The 14,387-nt window shown below is 70.7% G+C and carries 12 protein-coding genes; 2 read left to right on the forward strand and 10 right to left on the reverse strand.

Annotated features, from left to right (window positions below; translation table 11 throughout):
- Positions 1 to 3: 3 nt before the first annotated feature.
- Positions 4 to 2,010, reverse strand: coding sequence for a DUF8189 domain-containing protein (locus IZR01_RS19120; protein WP_194924614.1), 2,007 nt, complete (start codon positions 2,008 to 2,010; stop codon positions 4 to 6).
- Positions 2,011 to 2,114: 104 nt separating this feature from the next.
- Between IZR01_RS19120 and IZR01_RS19125 the strand changes: the two genes are divergently transcribed.
- A complete protein-coding gene (locus IZR01_RS19125; protein ID WP_194893372.1) occupies positions 2,115 to 2,735 on the forward strand; it encodes a hypothetical protein in 621 nt (206 codons plus the stop codon).
- A gap of 233 nt (positions 2,736 to 2,968) precedes the next feature.
- On the opposite strand, the gene IZR01_RS19130 is transcribed toward IZR01_RS19125, so the two are convergent.
- The 6 genes from IZR01_RS19130 to purN form a co-directional block, all read right to left on the reverse strand.
- Positions 2,969 to 4,201 carry an NADP-dependent isocitrate dehydrogenase gene (locus IZR01_RS19130; RefSeq protein ID WP_194893371.1) on the reverse strand — a complete coding sequence of 411 codons (1,233 nt, stop codon included), beginning with the start codon at positions 4,199 to 4,201 and terminating at the stop codon, positions 2,969 to 2,971.
- A 109-nt stretch (positions 4,202 to 4,310) separates the two neighbouring features.
- Positions 4,311 to 4,619: a DUF3017 domain-containing protein gene (locus IZR01_RS19135; RefSeq protein ID WP_194893370.1), complete on the reverse strand. Its 309-nt coding sequence runs from the start codon at positions 4,617 to 4,619 to the stop codon at positions 4,311 to 4,313.
- 57 nt (positions 4,620 to 4,676) lie between these two features.
- Positions 4,677 to 5,807: an Rv3169 family protein gene (locus IZR01_RS19140; RefSeq protein WP_194924615.1), complete on the reverse strand. Its 1,131-nt coding sequence runs from the start codon at positions 5,805 to 5,807 to the stop codon at positions 4,677 to 4,679.
- Between the two features lie 69 nt (positions 5,808 to 5,876).
- On the reverse strand, positions 5,877 to 6,725 hold the full coding sequence (locus IZR01_RS19145; protein WP_194893368.1) for a bifunctional methylenetetrahydrofolate dehydrogenase/methenyltetrahydrofolate cyclohydrolase: 849 nt from the start codon (positions 6,723 to 6,725) through the stop codon (positions 5,877 to 5,879).
- Positions 6,726 to 6,739: 14 nt separating this feature from the next.
- Complete coding sequence (purH, locus tag IZR01_RS19150; RefSeq protein WP_194924616.1) at positions 6,740 to 8,311, reverse strand: bifunctional phosphoribosylaminoimidazolecarboxamide formyltransferase/IMP cyclohydrolase; 1,572 nt, start codon at positions 8,309 to 8,311, stop codon at positions 6,740 to 6,742.
- Entirely contained in the window at positions 8,308 to 9,126 is an 819-nt protein-coding gene (purN, locus tag IZR01_RS19155; RefSeq protein ID WP_228559778.1) for a phosphoribosylglycinamide formyltransferase, read from the reverse strand. Before purN ends, purH begins: the two co-directional genes overlap by 4 nt.
- Positions 9,127 to 9,185: 59 nt before the next feature.
- Here purN and IZR01_RS19160 point away from each other — a divergent pair, with 59 nt between their 5' ends.
- Positions 9,186 to 10,019, forward strand: coding sequence for a hypothetical protein (locus IZR01_RS19160; RefSeq protein WP_194924617.1), 834 nt, complete (start codon positions 9,186 to 9,188; stop codon positions 10,017 to 10,019).
- Positions 10,020 to 10,025: 6 nt separating this feature from the next.
- Here the strand turns inward: IZR01_RS19160 and IZR01_RS19165 are convergent, their stop codons facing one another.
- The 3 genes from IZR01_RS19165 to sucC all read right to left on the reverse strand — a co-directional run bounded on the left by IZR01_RS19165 (position 10,026) and on the right by sucC (position 14,334).
- Positions 10,026 to 11,645, reverse strand: coding sequence for a cell division protein PerM (locus tag IZR01_RS19165; protein WP_194924618.1), 1,620 nt, complete (start codon positions 11,643 to 11,645; stop codon positions 10,026 to 10,028).
- 607 nt (positions 11,646 to 12,252) lie between these two features.
- The gene (gene sucD, locus IZR01_RS19170; RefSeq protein ID WP_194893364.1) at positions 12,253 to 13,140 is read right to left on the reverse strand and encodes a succinate--CoA ligase subunit alpha; all 888 of its coding nucleotides are present in this window, start codon (positions 13,138 to 13,140) and stop codon (positions 12,253 to 12,255) included.
- Between the two features lie 15 nt (positions 13,141 to 13,155).
- Entirely contained in the window at positions 13,156 to 14,334 is a 1,179-nt protein-coding gene (sucC, locus tag IZR01_RS19175) for an ADP-forming succinate--CoA ligase subunit beta (RefSeq protein ID WP_194924619.1), read from the reverse strand.
- Between the last annotated feature and the right edge of the window lie 53 nt (positions 14,335 to 14,387).

A 14,387-nucleotide genomic window follows, 5' to 3' on the forward strand; every position in this document is an offset into this window, starting at 1 on the left:
ATCTCAGCTCCCTGCCAACTCCCACGCCCCGTACGGGCTCTGCGCCCCCGGCGCCGACTGCCGCGCCGCGTGCAGCGCACCGTCCCGTTCGAAGGCCAGCACCACCTGGCGCCCGCGCCGGTCGAGCACCACGACCGGGGCGCCGAGGACCACGTTGCCCAGGTCCGGGAACGTGCTGAAGCCGATGTTCGGCGCGTCCTGGACCAGCAGGCTCACCCCGCCCCCGGGGTTGCGGGTGGCCAGCGTCATGCGGCCGTCGCTGCCGGCGTTCGCCGAGACGCCTTCGAGCCCGATCGGGCCGATGGCGCCGGAGGTGGTGGTCCAGAAGCCGTTCGGCCGCTGCCACTGCGTCGCGACCTTCCCGGTGTCGGCCTGCACGTAGAAGATCTGCATGCGGCCGTCGGAGTTGCGGCTGATGCTGCCCGGTCCGGCCGTCGCCGGGCCGACCGGAACCGGGTCGATCGGGTAGGCGCCGGTGTCCGGGACCTCGCTCCAGTGCAGCAGGCCGCCGATCGACGGCGCGAACAGCTCGACGTGCCCGTCCGGGGCCAGCCCGGCGGTGAGGTCGTCGCGCACCAGGTAGCCCTTGATGTCGGCCCAGTCCGAGGGCCAGCTCCCGTCCGGATTCTGCCGCAGAACGCTGACGCCGCTGCCCCAGTTGCGGACGAACACGGTCAGCCGGCCGTCGCGCTCGGCCACCACGGCCGGGTTGCCGGTCAGGGCCTCCTGGCGCGGGTCGGGGTTGGGATTGCCCAGGACGGTCCACGGCCCCCAGGTTCCGGGCCCGGTCTCGGCGGTGGTGACGATCTGGTTGTCCGCCAGCCGGATCCCGACGATGTGCAGGGTGCCGAAGCCGTCCTTGATCAGCGTCAGGGCCGAGGCCATCGGACCACTGCCGGGGACCGGCTTCGGCCCGGTCCAGCTGCCGCCCGCGGCGTCCTCGCGCCAGACCTGGACCTTGTTGTCCAGCGTCGCCGCCGCGTTCAAGCTCCCGGTGGAGTCCAGCGCCGCCCAGGCCACACCGTTGGTCCAGCGCGGGTATTCGCGGTGGATGAACCCGGAGTAGAAGGCGTTGTTCGGATCCGGCTCGGGATCGTTCCTCCCGTGATAGCGCCCCTTGATGTCGCCCCTGTCCGGTCCGACATAGGAGAGGAACTCCTGCTGCTTGTCGGCGGCCGTGGCGGCGTCCAGGTTCGCGGGATCGACGTCGATCGTGTACGTCCGATAGTCCCGCAGCAGGAGATGGCCCTTGTTCTCGGGCCCGTGCCAGCCCAGGGACGCGGCGCCGACGAACCGGGCGACGCCGATGTGGTCGATGTTGCGCACGTAGTCGTAGCCGACGTTGGGGTCCAGGGACAGGACCGTGCTGGCCTGGGACCGGGCCATCAGCTCGGTGAAGGTCTTGAGCAGGCCGTCGTAGGTGTACTTCTGGTTCGCCCACTGCGGGTCGCAGTCGCCGCCGCCGTCGGCGGGGTCGCTGCCCTCCGACTTCTCTTGCAGCCCGGACTTGGGGTCCCGGAACAGGTCGTAGATGTTGGCGAAGCCGTCCTGGCCCGACTTGAAGTGCCCGTTCCCCGCCTCGTGCAGGCGCAGGAAGACGAGCTTGGTCGTCGGGCGCTGGTCGAGGGTGTCCTCCTCGATGAGGTGCCCGTCGAGCGTGATGGCGGCCCTGGTCCAGGTCGGGTTCTGGACGCCGCGGGAGTGGGCCGCGCGCAGACCGTCGAACCGGCTGGCCGAGTACGCGCACGGGTCGGGGAACTCCTTGCCCGCGTCGCCGTGGTTGGTGGCGTCCCCGCCGGTGACGTAGACGGTGGTGGTGGGGACGCCGTAGTCCTCCTTGAGATCCGGTTCCATGAACAGCAGGTCGTCGTCCGGATGGGCGAGGATCGCCAGGACCGACGGCGCCACCGCGTCGGTGTCGGCCGACGCGGGCGGTCCCCACACCGCCGCCAGGCCCGCCGTGGTGAGGAAGGTGGCCAGGCCTGCTGCGGCCTTGGTTCGAATGCGCATATAAGACACCTGTCTGCCCGGCTCGCGGAGCCATTCGGCGCCAATCGGTGATTTCATGGCGAAATGTACATCAAGGCGCTCATACCGAGTCCTACGGTGGCCTTGTGAATTCCGCAAAGATCACAGCGATCGCCGTGGCGGCCCTGGCCGGAGTCGTCGTGCTCCCCGCGGCCGCGGCCCGCGCGGCCACGCCCGAGCCGGAGACCGAGATGTTCACCGCGAACACCGTGTTCACCGTGCCCGCGGGCGTCACCCAGGTCACGGTGACCGTGGCCGCGGCCGGCGGCGGCGGGGGCGGCGGCGCGAGCAGCTTCGGCAGCGGCGACACCATCGCCTACGCCTTCGGCGGCGGCGGAGGCGGCGCCGGGCAGCTGGACCAGCACGAGGGCGGCTACGGCGGGGACGGCGGACTCGGCGGCCAGGGCGGTGTCTGCAAGCAGAACGGCCAGGTGATCGCCGCGGCGCAGAACATCTCCGGGGCGAACGGCGGCCGCGGCGCGTCCAACGCCAGCGACTTCACCGTGTTCGGCGGCGACGGCGGTGGCACCCTCAGCTCCGGCGGCGGAAACGGCGAGGGCGGGCCCGCGCAGGATGGCGGCAACGGCGGCACTGGAGGCGGCTCACAGCCGCCGAGCTCGCCGGGGGAACCGAGTCCGCCGGTCGGCGCGGCGCCCGGGTTCGGCAACAACGGGATTGTGTTCGTGACGTATACGCCGGCGGCGTAGCGCGCGCCTCGATTCTCGCGGCACGCCACAGAACCCGGCGCCGGCATGGCTTCGACCGGCGAGGACGCTCAGCGGCGGAAACGCGTGAGGTGCGCGGCCACGGGGGCCGCGCACCTCACGAGGTGTTTCGGAGCGCGGGGCTCGAAACCCAAGGCCCATAGAGCCCGGCGTTCAGAGCCCCAAGCTCAGAGCCCGGCGTTCAGAGCCCCAAGCTCAGAGCCGAAGGCTCAGCCTCAGGCCGAGGTCATCGCCTTCTGCAGGTTCTCGTCGATCGCGGCGAGGAATTCCTGGGTGGTCAGGTACGGCTGGTCCGGGGAGACCAGCAGCGCCAGGTCCTTGGTCATCTTGCCCTCCTCGACGGTCTGGATGCAGACGCGCTCCAGGGTCTCGGCGAACTTCACGACCTCGGGGGTGTTGTCGAACTTGCCGCGGTAGGCCAGGCCCTGGGTCCACGCGTAGATCGAGGCGATCGGGTTGGTGGAGGTGGGCTTGCCCTGCTGGTGCTGGCGGTAGTGCCGGGTCACGGTGCCGTGCGCGGCCTCGGCCTCGACGGTCTTGCCGTCGGGGGCCATCAGGACCGAGGTCATCAGGCCGAGGGAGCCGAAGCCCTGGGCGACGGTGTCGGACTGGACGTCGCCGTCGTAGTTCTTGCACGCCCAGACGTAGCCGCCCTCCCACTTCAGCGCGGAGGCCACCATGTCGTCGATCAGGCGGTGCTCGTAGGTCAGGCCGGCCTTGTCGAACTCGGCCTTGAACTCGGTCTCGTAGACCTCCTGGAAGATGTCCTTGAAGCGGCCGTCGTAGCCCTTCAGGATCGTGTTCTTCGTGGAGAGGTAGACCGGGTAGCCGCGGTTGAGGCCGTAGCGCATCGAGGCGCGGGCGAAGCCGCGGATCGACTCGTCCAGGTTGTACATCGCCAGCGCGACGCCGGAGCCGGGGAAGTCGAAGACGTTGAGCTCGATCGGCTCGCCGCCGTCCTTCGGCGTGAAGGTCAAGGTCAGCGTGCCCTCGCCGGGGACCAACAGGTCAGTGGCGCGGTACTGGTCGCCGAAGGCGTGGCGGCCGACGACGATCGGCTTGGTCCAGCCCGGGACCAGGCGCGGGATGTTGCTGATGACGATCGGCTCGCGGAAGATCACGCCGTCCAGGATGTTGCGGATGGTGCCGTTGGGCGAGCGCCACATCTTCTTCAGGCCGAACTCCTCGACCCGCGCCTCGTCCGGGGTGATGGTGGCGCACTTCACGCCCACGCCGTACTGCTTGATCGCGTTCGCCGCGTCCACGGTGACCTGGTCGTCCGTGGCGTCGCGGTGCTCGATGCCCAGGTCGAAGTACTTCAGGTCGACATCGAGGTAGGGCAGGATCAGCTGGTCCTTGATGAACTGCCAGATGATCCGGGTCATCTCGTCGCCGTCGAGCTCGACGACGGGGTTCGCGACCTTGATCTTGGGACCGGAGTAGGCCATGGCGGACGTCCTTACGGATCGGGAATTATCTCGACCTCAAGATACATGCCTCGCGGCACCGATCGCCAAGCGGCCGCCGGACCCGGTCCGAGCGGGACCGGCCGGGCCGTCAGTTCGAGAAGATCCCCTGCACCAGCAGCCCCAACACCACCAGCGTCAGACCGACTGCCGTGTACATGCCGACGTCGACCGCCCGGCGCCGGACGGCCAGCGTGCCGGCCACCCGGGTGGGCAGGAACAGCCGGAGCCCGGCGCCCAGCAGCAGCGACAGGCCCATCACCGCGGCGCCCTGGAAGACCTCGTCGTGCAGTATCACCGTCATGCCGAAGCAGAAACCGGCCAGCACCGCCAGGATCGGCCACTCCGCGGCGACCTGGCGGCCGAAGGAGGCGCCGGGGGGACGGTTGTTCACTGCCATGCGGGCAACTCTACTTGCGCGGCATGATCGCCACGGCCGCGATCTGTAACGAGCACGCTACGGCGCCACCGCCAGCCAGTCGCCGAAACCGCTGGGTCTGTGCGCGCCGATGAACAGCGTCTCGAACAGGCCGAACCCGGCGCGGACGCCCTCGGGCCCGTCGTAGTCGAAGCGCGAGAGCCGCTCGGTGATGCCGAACATCCCGGACTTCGCGGCCGCCTCCGGCGCCGGCATCACCACCTGCTGGACCACCAGATCAGGCCCTTGATACATGCCGTGCCGCCAGTCGGCGTCCAGGCCGTAGCCGCTGCCGACGGCCATGTGCAGCGGGAGTAGCTGCGTCACCCGGACCCGCTCGGCCCGGCCGGCGAAGGTCACCACGGCCGACTTCACGTCCCGGCTGCCGGGGCTGTAGTGCAGTTCCAGGTCCGGACGGCCCAGGGACTCGGCGGGGCGGCCGTCGCGGAAGACCTTCACCGCCTCCTCCACGACCCGGGCGCCGTCCTCGTCCTCCTGCGCGATCACCAGGATCGAGAAGTCGTCGAACTGCATCGGCGCGTAGACCCAGTGGAACGTCGGCGGGACCCCGCCGTTGCCGCCGATCCCGGCGGGTTCGGCCTCGCCGACCGGCCGGATGCCCCACGACCGGTCCCGCGACCCCCACCAGGTGTCGGGCGTGACGGCGAGTTCGTCCTCGCCGATCCGCAGCGTCCCGGCCCAGAAGCCGGTCTGCGCCAGCCGCACCGAGTCCATCCAGACCCGGCCGTGGCGCCGGAGGAACTGCCGGGGCTCCCGGGTCGCCGGGATCGACGCGGTCCAGGTCAGATCGAAGGAGAGCTCGTACTCCCCCGGCTCCAGCAGGACCCGCAGCCGGTTCAGCGGCTCCAGCACCTCGACGTGGAACGGGCCCACGGACGTGTCGCCACGGTCGCTCCCCAACTCGCGCGAGGCCCGGACCACGCGGTGGACTCCCCGGTGGACGACCGCCGCGAAAGCGTCCGTCACCCCGAGATTCGGGTACTGCCCCACTCCCAGCGCCATGAAGAGATCGCCGGTGCAGTGATGCACATTGAAGTAGTAGCGGTCGTAGAAGTTCCGGTCGGAGGTGGCCACGTGTGCCAGCGACTCCGAGGTCTGATGGAACGGGAAATCATCAAGGGGGGACAGGTCCCGATCGCCGTCGGACATGTCCCCCCTTGTAGGGGTGTTCTGATGAACCGTCAATAGGGACGGCTCATCAGCACCGCCGAAGGCCGCCTAGAGCCGGCGCTCCGCGATCTCCACCACGTTGTTGAGCAGCATCGCCCGGGTCATCGGCCCGACCCCGCCGGGGTTCGGCGACACCCAGCCCGCCACGTCGCGCACATCGTCCGCGACGTCGCCGGCCAGACCGCCCTCACCGCGGGACACCCCGACGTCCAGCACCGCCGCGCCCGGCTTCACCAGTTCGGCGGTGATCAGGTTCGGCACGCCGGCGGCGGCCACCACGATGTCCGCCTTCAGGGTGTGGAACGCCAGGTCGCGGGTGCCGGTGTGGCACAGCGTCACGGTCGCGTTCTCGCTGCGCCGGGTCAGCAGCAGGCCCAGCGGCCGGCCCACGGTGATACCGCGGCCGACGATCACCACCTCGGCCCCGGCGATCGCCACGTCGTGCCGCCGCAGCAGCTCGACGATGCCCAGCGGGGTGCACGGCAGCGGCGCCGGGGCGCCGAGCACGAGCCGGCCCAGGTTGGTCGGGTGCAGGCCGTCGGCGTCCTTGTCCGGGTCCACCAGCTCCAGGATCGCGTTCTCGTCGATGCCCTTGGGCAGCGGCAGCTGGACGATGTAGCCGGTGCAGGCCGGGTCCTCGTTCAGCTCGGCCACGGCCTCGGCGACCTGCGCCTGGGACGCCGTGGCGGGCAGCTGGCGCTGGATCGAGGCGATGCCCACCTGCGCGCAGTCGCGGTGCTTGCTGCGCACGTAGGAGGCGGACGCCGGATCGTCGCCGACCAGCAGGGTGGCCAGGCCCGGCACGATGCCGCGGGCCTTGAGTGTCTCGACCCGCGTCGACAGCTCACTCTTGATGGTGGCGGCCGTGGCCTTGCCGTCAAGGATCTGTGCGGTCATGTCTGTCGCCTCCTTTAGTGGGTGAAGTGCCGGGTGCCGGTCATGTACATGGTGACGCCGGCCTTGCGCGCCGCCTCGATCACCAGCTCGTCGCGCACCGAGCCGCCGGGCTGCACCACGGCCTTGACTCCGGCCTCGGCCAGCACCTCGAAGCCGTCGGGGAACGGGAAGTAGGCGTCGGAGGCCGCGACCGAGCCGTGCGCCTTGTCGCCGGCCCGCTGAACCGCCAGCTTGGCCGAGTCGACCCGGTTCACCTGGCCCATGCCGACGCCGACCGAGGCGCCGCCGGAGGCCAGCAGGATCGCGTTGGACTTCACCGAGCGGATCGCGCGCCAGGCGAAGACCAGGTCGGCGAAGGTCTGCTCGTCGGCCGGCTCGCCGCTGGCCAGGGTCCAGGTCGCCGGGTCGTCGCCCTCGGCCTGGTACAGGTCGCCGTCCTGGAGCAGCAGGCCGCCACAGATCTGGCGGAACTCCAGACGGCGGCGGTTGCGGCTGCCGGTCCTCAGGATCCTGATGTTCTTCTTCGTCTTCAGGGTCTCCAGCGCCTCCGGCTCGTAGTCCGGCGCGCAGATGACCTCGGTGAAGACCTCGTTGACCTGCAACGCCATCGCGTTGGTGACGGTGCGGTTGGCGGCGATGATGCCGCCGAAGGCCGAGACCGGGTCGCACTCGTTGGCCAGCCGGTGCGCCTCGGCGATATCGCCGGCGGAGCTGACCGCGATGCCGCAGGGGTTGGCGTGCTTGATGATCGCGACGCAGGCCTCGTCGAAGTCGTGGGCCGAGCGGATCGCGGCGTCGGTGTCGACGTAGTTGTTGTAGGACATCTCCTTGCCGTGCAGCTGCTCGGCGGTGGCGAGCGTGTTCTGCTCGTCGTCGTTGATGTAGAGCGCGGCGCCCTGGTGCGGGTTCTCGCCGTAGCGCAGGACCGCCTTGCGCTCGTAGGTGTTGGCGACGAAGTCGGGGAAGCGGGACTCGCCGTCCGGGGCGTAGGCCGAGGAGAACCAGCCGGCGACGGCGGCGTCGTACTCGGCGGTGTGCGCGAAGGCCTCGGCGGCCAGGCGCTTGCGCTGCGCGAAGCTGAAGCCGCCGGCCTGCACCGCGGCCAGCACGGCGCCGTAGTTCGCCGGGTTCACGACGACGGCCACGCTCGGGTGGTTCTTCGCCGCGGCCCGGACCATCGACGGGCCGCCGATGTCGATCTGCTCGACGCACTCGTCGGGGCCGGCGCCGGAGGCGACGGTCTGGGTGAACGGGTAGAGGTTCACCACGACCAGATCGAAGGGCTCCACGCCGAGCTCGGCGAGCTGCTTGCGGTGGTCCTCCAGCCGCAGGTCGGCCAGGATGCCGGCGTGCACCTTGGGATGCAGGGTCTTGACCCGGCCGTCCAGGCACTCCGGGAACCCGGTGAGCTCGGCCACCTCGGTGACCGGGATGTCCAGGTCGCGGATCAGCTTCGCCGAGCCGCCGGTGGAGACCAGGGCGACCCCGGCGGCGTGCAGGCCGCGCGCCAGCTCCTCCAGCCCGGTCTTGTCGTACACGCTGACCAGCGCGCGCTTGATCGGGCGGAAGTCCTCAGTGCTGCTCACTGGAAAGTGACCTTTCGGTTGTCGATGGTCCAGCCATGGCGGGCCAGCCGGCCCACGACGTCCACGAGCAGCGCCCGCTCCGCCGTCTTGATGCGCTCGTGCAGGCTCGCCTCGTCGTCGCCGTCCTCGACCGGGACGGCGGCCTGGGCCACCACCGGGCCGTCGTCCACGCCGCCGGCGACGAAGAACACCGTGCAGCCGGTGACCTTCACGCCGTAGGCCAGGGCGTCGGCGGGGCCGTGCATGCCGGGGAAGCTCGGCGAGAGCGCGGGGTGGGTGTTGATGACGCGGCCGTCGAAGGCGGCCAGGAAGTCCGGGCCGAGCAGCTTCATGAAGCCGGCCGAGACCACCAGGTCCGGCTCGTACTCGGCGACCTTGTCGCGCAGCGCGCGGTCCCAGTCCTCGCGGGTGGCGAAGTCCTTGACCCGCAGCGCGAAAGTGGGGATACCGGCCTGCTCCGCACGGTCCAGACCCTGGATCCCGGTGCGGTCCGCGCCGACGGCCACGATGGTGGCGCCGAACGCGGGGCTGCCGGCCGGCTCGGCCTTCGCGGCCTGCTGGGCTTTCCCGGCGTGCTGGGCTTCGTCGGTGTGCTGGGCTTTCTCGGCGTTCTCCGCGTCGATCAACGCCTGCAGATTGGTGCCCGAGCCCGAGACGAGGACCACGATCCTCGCCGGGGCGCCCGGGCGGTGTTCCACGAGCCCTGGCGGGCTCTTCGTTCCTTCGGGATGGACCACGACCGCGGCCTCCTTATAGGGGTGTTTGCTGTTGTCTGCCGGTCGGACCCAACCCACTTGGACGGGCGGGGTCGCCATAGGCAACGATAGTGGGCACGCGGGACGTTGCCCGCCAGCCGACCAGCGATGAACCGATCATGTCCACGATAACCCGGAGGACTTCCGTGACCGACGCCGAGCAACGGCCCACGCCGACGGACAGCGGACTCGGCGCCGGTGGCGTCGGGGCCGCTGAGCCGGATGAGCAGGGTGGGGCGTCCGCTTCGGAGGTGGGGACGGGAGCGGTTTCGGCTCCGGCTGAGGACAACCCGTTCGCGCCGCCTCCGGAAGACGCCGCCGACCGGCAGCAGCAGCCGCCCTCGCCCTGGGGCCCGCCGCCGCAACAGCCTTACGGCCAGGTGCGTCCGGGACCAGTGCAGCCGTGGGGTGCGGAGCGTCCGCGCGAGCCGGAACACCAGCACTCCCCGTGGGGCGACCCGAACCGCTACGGCCCGGTGGACCGGCGCCCGGACCCGCAGAACGACCCGGACCGGCGCTACCGGGACCAACGCGAGGCACCGCCGGCGCCCACACGTCCGCCGCGCGATCTGAAGACGCGCTGGGCCCTGGGCCTGTCGCTGGGCTCGACGGCGTGCACCATGCTGGCGATCTACCAGGGCGTGGAGACGTTCCCGGCGTGGATGGTCGGGGCGGCGGCCGGGCTGGCGTTCGCGGTGGCGGCCTTCGTGCTGTCGATCTCGGCGCAGCGGACGGCCGCGCTGAAGCATCAGCGGGCGTCCGAGGCCACCGCGAGCATGGTGTCGGCCTCGGTGTCCGGGGTGCTGGCCGGGCTGCTGCTGGTCGCCTCGATCGTGTGGTGGAGTCCGTTCAAGGACTACGCCAAGTGCATGCAGGGTGCGAACACACAGGTCGCGCAGAAGGCCTGCCTGACGCAGTTGGAGAACCGGACGGGGATGTCGACGTCGCGCTGAGCGGGTTCAGTTCTGCTCTTCGCTCGGCTGGTGCTCGGGCTCGGGCTCGGGCTGGTGCTCGGGCTCGGCTGGCTCCGGGTCGGCTTCGGCTTCTTCCTCAACGGCTTCTTCGGCAGCGGTGTCTTCGGCAGCATCATCGAGACTCACTTCGAGCGCTGTTTCCAGTTCTGTTTCCAGTTCTGTTTCCGGCTCAGATGCAGGCTCCACTTGGGGGGTGGCCTCGGGCTCTGCTGTGAAGAACTCTGCTTCAGGCTCCGCAGTCACCCGGCGCCGGGGCCGCAGAGCAGCCGCGGCTTCAGCCATCCGCCCGACCGACGGTCTGGGCAGTCCCCTGACCGCCGGACCCAGCGACGGCGTCAGCACCACGATGGCTGCGGTCGCTCCCAGCAGGACGAAGGCCGCCACAGCGGTGCGCCAGCCGGAAGGACCGAGCGTGGCCATCCGTCCGCCGGCCAGCGGACCGCCCGACAACGCCGCGACCAGCCCGGACAGCAGCGCCACGACCACCGCTCCGGCGCTCAGGGCCCGTACTCGCTCGCCCAGTGGCCGCTCCCCGGCGCGTCGCACGACCAGCGCCAACACCGCCCCGGCCGCCACCGGAAGCCCGAGGAACGCCAGGCTGTAGGGGTGGAGGCGGCTGCCGTCGCGCGGCAGGGCACCGAGCATCGGGAACACCGGCAACGCTCCGACCTTCGCGCTCAGCACGCTGACGCCGGTCCCGGTACCCACCGCGAATCCGGGCCCGAGCACGTACGACGCCGACCAGGCGAGCGCGTTCGGCAGCACCGCGAGGCTGAGCAGGAACATGCCGACCGCGTCGGCGATGCCGCGCGGCCAGCCCGGCTCCGGCAGGTGCGCGACCATCGTCCCGGCCAGCGTCAACGCGCCGCCGCCGACCAGCACGGCGCCCGCTGCCGCACCCGCCCGGGCGGCCGTGGACGCCCAGTCCGGCAGATCGCAGAACCCGGCGATGCGCCGCCAGCGCGCGGCCGTCGGCACCAGCGCGCCGAACAGGACCGCGAACAGCACCGCCTGCGCCGTGTCCGGCCGCACGTCGCTGGTCGCGGCCCCGGCCGCCACCAGCGCGGCCACCAGGCAGTAGCCGGTCGCGGCGCCGAACGCGGTGTAGGCGAGCTGCGCGGGCCGGGCGATCGGGGCGACGGCCGTCTGCCACAACGCCAAGACCACCAACGCGGTGAAGCCGAGCGGGGCCAGTGCGATCCGGCCGGCCGGCACGTCCAGTGCGGCGTGGTGACTCAGCAGCCAGAGTTGGCCGCCGACGCGCAGCGGCCCGCTGATCCCCGAGGTGTTGGGCGCCGAGACGAGCCAGACGGTCACGCACAGGGTGACGGCGGCCAGCCAGGTGGCGATCGCCGCCAGCGCCGCGTGCGCCCCGGCCCGCGCGGCCAACCGCACGTCCCGCCCATGCGGCCCGTTCCACGCGACGGCCAGCACCTCGCCCCACTCGGCGGCCAGATCGCGCAGCGCCTCCCCGAGCACGACGGCCGGCTCCGGCTCGGTCTCGGGCTCCTGCCGGGCCCGCGCGGCGGCCAACTGCTCTGCCACCCAGCTCCGATCCGGCCCAGCGTCCACGGCATTCCGGCGATCGCCGCTCTCATCGCGCATGCCCCCCACTGTGGCCAGCGGATCCGCGCCGCCTCCGGTGCGACAGCACGCCTCACCGAGGGCGCCGCCGCGATTCACCCCGGCGGCGTAATCAGCGGCACGGTTGGGCCCCGCCCAACCAAAGGGGGCAAACCACCCAGAAAAGGGCTCTTCGCCTGCATGTGTGGGTCGGTCCGTGTTGATCAACGAAGAACGTCGTGCCCCGCTCTAGGTTTCTGAGTGTCTAGATCAGCAACCTTCAAGACGGTGCACGACGTGTCCTCGAATGTACGGCTTCGGGCCGGTGGAATCGAGCGCACCGTGGCCGAGCTGCGGGATCTGTTCCCGTCGGGCACCGCCCAGGACCCTACCCACAAACACGAACGAAGAGCCAGAAAAAGGAGATGCCCGTGCCCCGCCGACAACCCCAGAATCCCACCGGTCACACCCGATCCGCGCCGAAACGGGGCCGAGGTTGCGTCGACCGAGTGATCGGCCCGGGCGTGTCGCCGGGCGTGTCGCCGGGCGTGTCGGGCGGGCGTGTCGGGCGGGCCGTCCGGCGGCACCGAAAAACGCCACGGGCCCCGACCGCGCCCGAGGCGCGGCCGAGGCCCGTGAGACAGAACCCTTACAGGCCCTGCATGATCTCGCGCATCAGCTGCGCGGTGGCCGAAGGCGTCTTGCCGACCTTCACGCCGACCGCTTCCAGCGCTTCCTGCTTCGCCTGGGCGGTGCCGGCCGAGCCGGAGACGATGGCGCCGGCGTGGCCCATGGTCTTGCCCTCCGGCGCGGTGAAGCCCGCGACGTAGCCCACCACCGGCTTGGTGATGTGCTCCTTGATGTACGCCGCGGCGCGCTCCTCGGCGTCGCCGCCGATCTCGCCGATCATCACGATCGCCGCGGTGTCCGGGTCGTCCTGGAACGCCTGCAGGCAGTCGATGTGGGTGGTGCCGATGACCGGGTCGCCGCCGATGCCGACCGCGGTGGAGAAACCGAAGTCCCGCAGCTCGTACATCATCTGGTAGGTCAGCGTGCCCGACTTGGACACCAGGCCGATCTTGCCGGCCTTGGTGATGGTGGCCGGGATGATGCCCGCGTTGGAGGCGCCGGGGGTGATCAGGCCCGGGCAGTTCGGGCCGATGATCCGGGTCTTGGCGCCCTTGGCCTGGTTGTAGGCCCACACCTCGGCGGTGTCGTGGACCGGCACGCCCTCGGTGATGATCACGCACAGCGCGATCCCGGCGTCGACCGCCTCCAGCGCCGCCGCCTTGGTGAACGCCGGCGGGACGAAGACCACGGACACGTCCGCGCCGGTCTTGTCCATCGCCTCGGCCACGGTGCCGAACACCGGGACCTCGACGCCGTCGACGTCGACGGTGGTGCCGGCCTTGCGCGGGTTCACGCCGCCGACGATCTTGGTGCCCGAGGCCAGCATGCGCTTGGTGTGCTTCATGCCCTCGGAGCCGGTCATCCCCTGGACGATGACCTTGCTGTTCTCAGTGAGGAAGATAGCCATTTCTCTGCAATCCCCTTAGCGCGCGTTCGCCAGCTCGGCCGCGCGGTCCGCGGCGCCGTCCATGGTGTCGACCTGCTCCACGCCCGGCAGCTTGGCGTCCACCAGGATCTGGCGGCCCAGCTCGGCGTTGTTGCCGTCCAGCCGGACGACCAGCGGCTTCTTGCCGGCCTCGGCGCCCAGCAGGTTGAAGGCCTCGACGATGCCGTTGGCCACCGCGTCGCAGGCGGTGATGCCGCCGAAGACGTTGACGAACACCGACTTCACGGCCGGGTCGTTCAAGATGATGTCCAGACCGTTGGCCATCACCTCGGCCGAGGCGCCGCCGCCGATGTCCAGGAAGTTCGCCGGCTTGACGTTGCCGTGCTTCTCCCCGGCGTAGGCGACCACGTCCAGAGTGGACATGACCAGGCCCGCGCCGTTGCCGATGATGCCGACCTCGCCGTCGAGCTTGACGTAGTTCAGGTGCTTGGCCTTGGCCTTGGCCTCCAGCGGGTCCGCCGAGGCCTTGTCCTCCAGGGCCTCGTGGTCCTCGTGCCGGAAGGAGGCGTTCTCGTCCAGCGAGACCTTGCCGTCCAGCGCCACGATCTTCCCGGCGGAGGTCTTCACCAGCGGGTTGACCTCGACCAGGGTGGCGTCCTCCTGGACGAAGACCTGCCACAGCTGCACCAGCGCGGCGGCCACCTGGTCGGCCACGTGGTGCGGGAAGTTGGCGGCCTTGACGATCTCCTCGGCCTTCTCCTGCGAGAGCCCCTCGTGGTAGGCCGCGGCGTCCACCGGGACCTTGGCCAGCGCCTCGGGCTTGGTGACCGCGATCTCCTCGATCTCCATACCGCCCTCGACACTGGCCATCGCCAGGAAGGTGCGGTTGGAGCGGTCCAGCAGGAACGAGACGTAGTACTCGGCCTCGATCTCGGCGGTCTGGGCCAGCATCACCTTGTGGACCGTGTGGCCCTTGATGTCCATGCCCAGGATCGCGGCGGCCTTCTCCTTGGCGTCGGCCGGCCCCTCGGCCAGCTTCACACCGCCGGCCTTACCGCGTCCGCCGACCTTCACCTGGGCCTTGACGACCACCCGGCCGCCCAGCTTCTCGGCGGCTGCCTCCGCCTGCTCCGGGGTCTCGGCCACCTCGCCGCCCAGCACCGGCACACCGTGCTTGGCGAAGATGTCCCTCGCCTGGTACTCGAAAAGATCCACGCGCGTCCATCCCTCATCAAAGGAAGATTCCGGTACGGCTACCGCTTCGGAAA

Source organism: Catenulispora pinisilvae (assembly GCF_015356865.1).
In the GTDB taxonomy this organism is placed as follows: Bacteria; Actinomycetota; Actinomycetes; order Streptomycetales; family Catenulisporaceae; genus Catenulispora; species Catenulispora pinisilvae.

Excerpts from the sequence above, each read along its gene's own strand:
- IZR01_RS19120 (WP_194924614.1), bottom strand. The coding sequence starts at position 2,010 with ATGCGCATTCGAACCAAGGCCGCAGCAGGCCTGGCCACCTTCCTCACC.
- IZR01_RS19130 (WP_194893371.1), bottom strand. The coding sequence starts at position 4,201 with ATGGCCTACTCCGGTCCCAAGATCAAGGTCGCGAACCCCGTCGTCGAG.
- IZR01_RS19135 (WP_194893370.1), bottom strand. The coding sequence starts at position 4,619 with ATGGCAGTGAACAACCGTCCCCCCGGCGCCTCCTTCGGCCGCCAGGTC.
- IZR01_RS19140 (WP_194924615.1), bottom strand. The coding sequence starts at position 5,807 with ATGTCCGACGGCGATCGGGACCTGTCCCCCCTTGATGATTTCCCGTTC.
- IZR01_RS19145 (WP_194893368.1), bottom strand. The coding sequence starts at position 6,725 with ATGACCGCACAGATCCTTGACGGCAAGGCCACGGCCGCCACCATCAAG.
- purN (WP_228559778.1), bottom strand. The coding sequence starts at position 9,126 with ATGGCGACCCCGCCCGTCCAAGTGGGTTGGGTCCGACCGGCAGACAAC.
- IZR01_RS19160 (WP_194924617.1), top strand. The coding sequence starts at position 9,186 with ATGTCCACGATAACCCGGAGGACTTCCGTGACCGACGCCGAGCAACGG.
- IZR01_RS19165 (WP_194924618.1), bottom strand. The coding sequence starts at position 11,645 with ATGCGCGATGAGAGCGGCGATCGCCGGAATGCCGTGGACGCTGGGCCG.
- sucD (WP_194893364.1), bottom strand. The coding sequence starts at position 13,140 with ATGGCTATCTTCCTCACTGAGAACAGCAAGGTCATCGTCCAGGGGATG.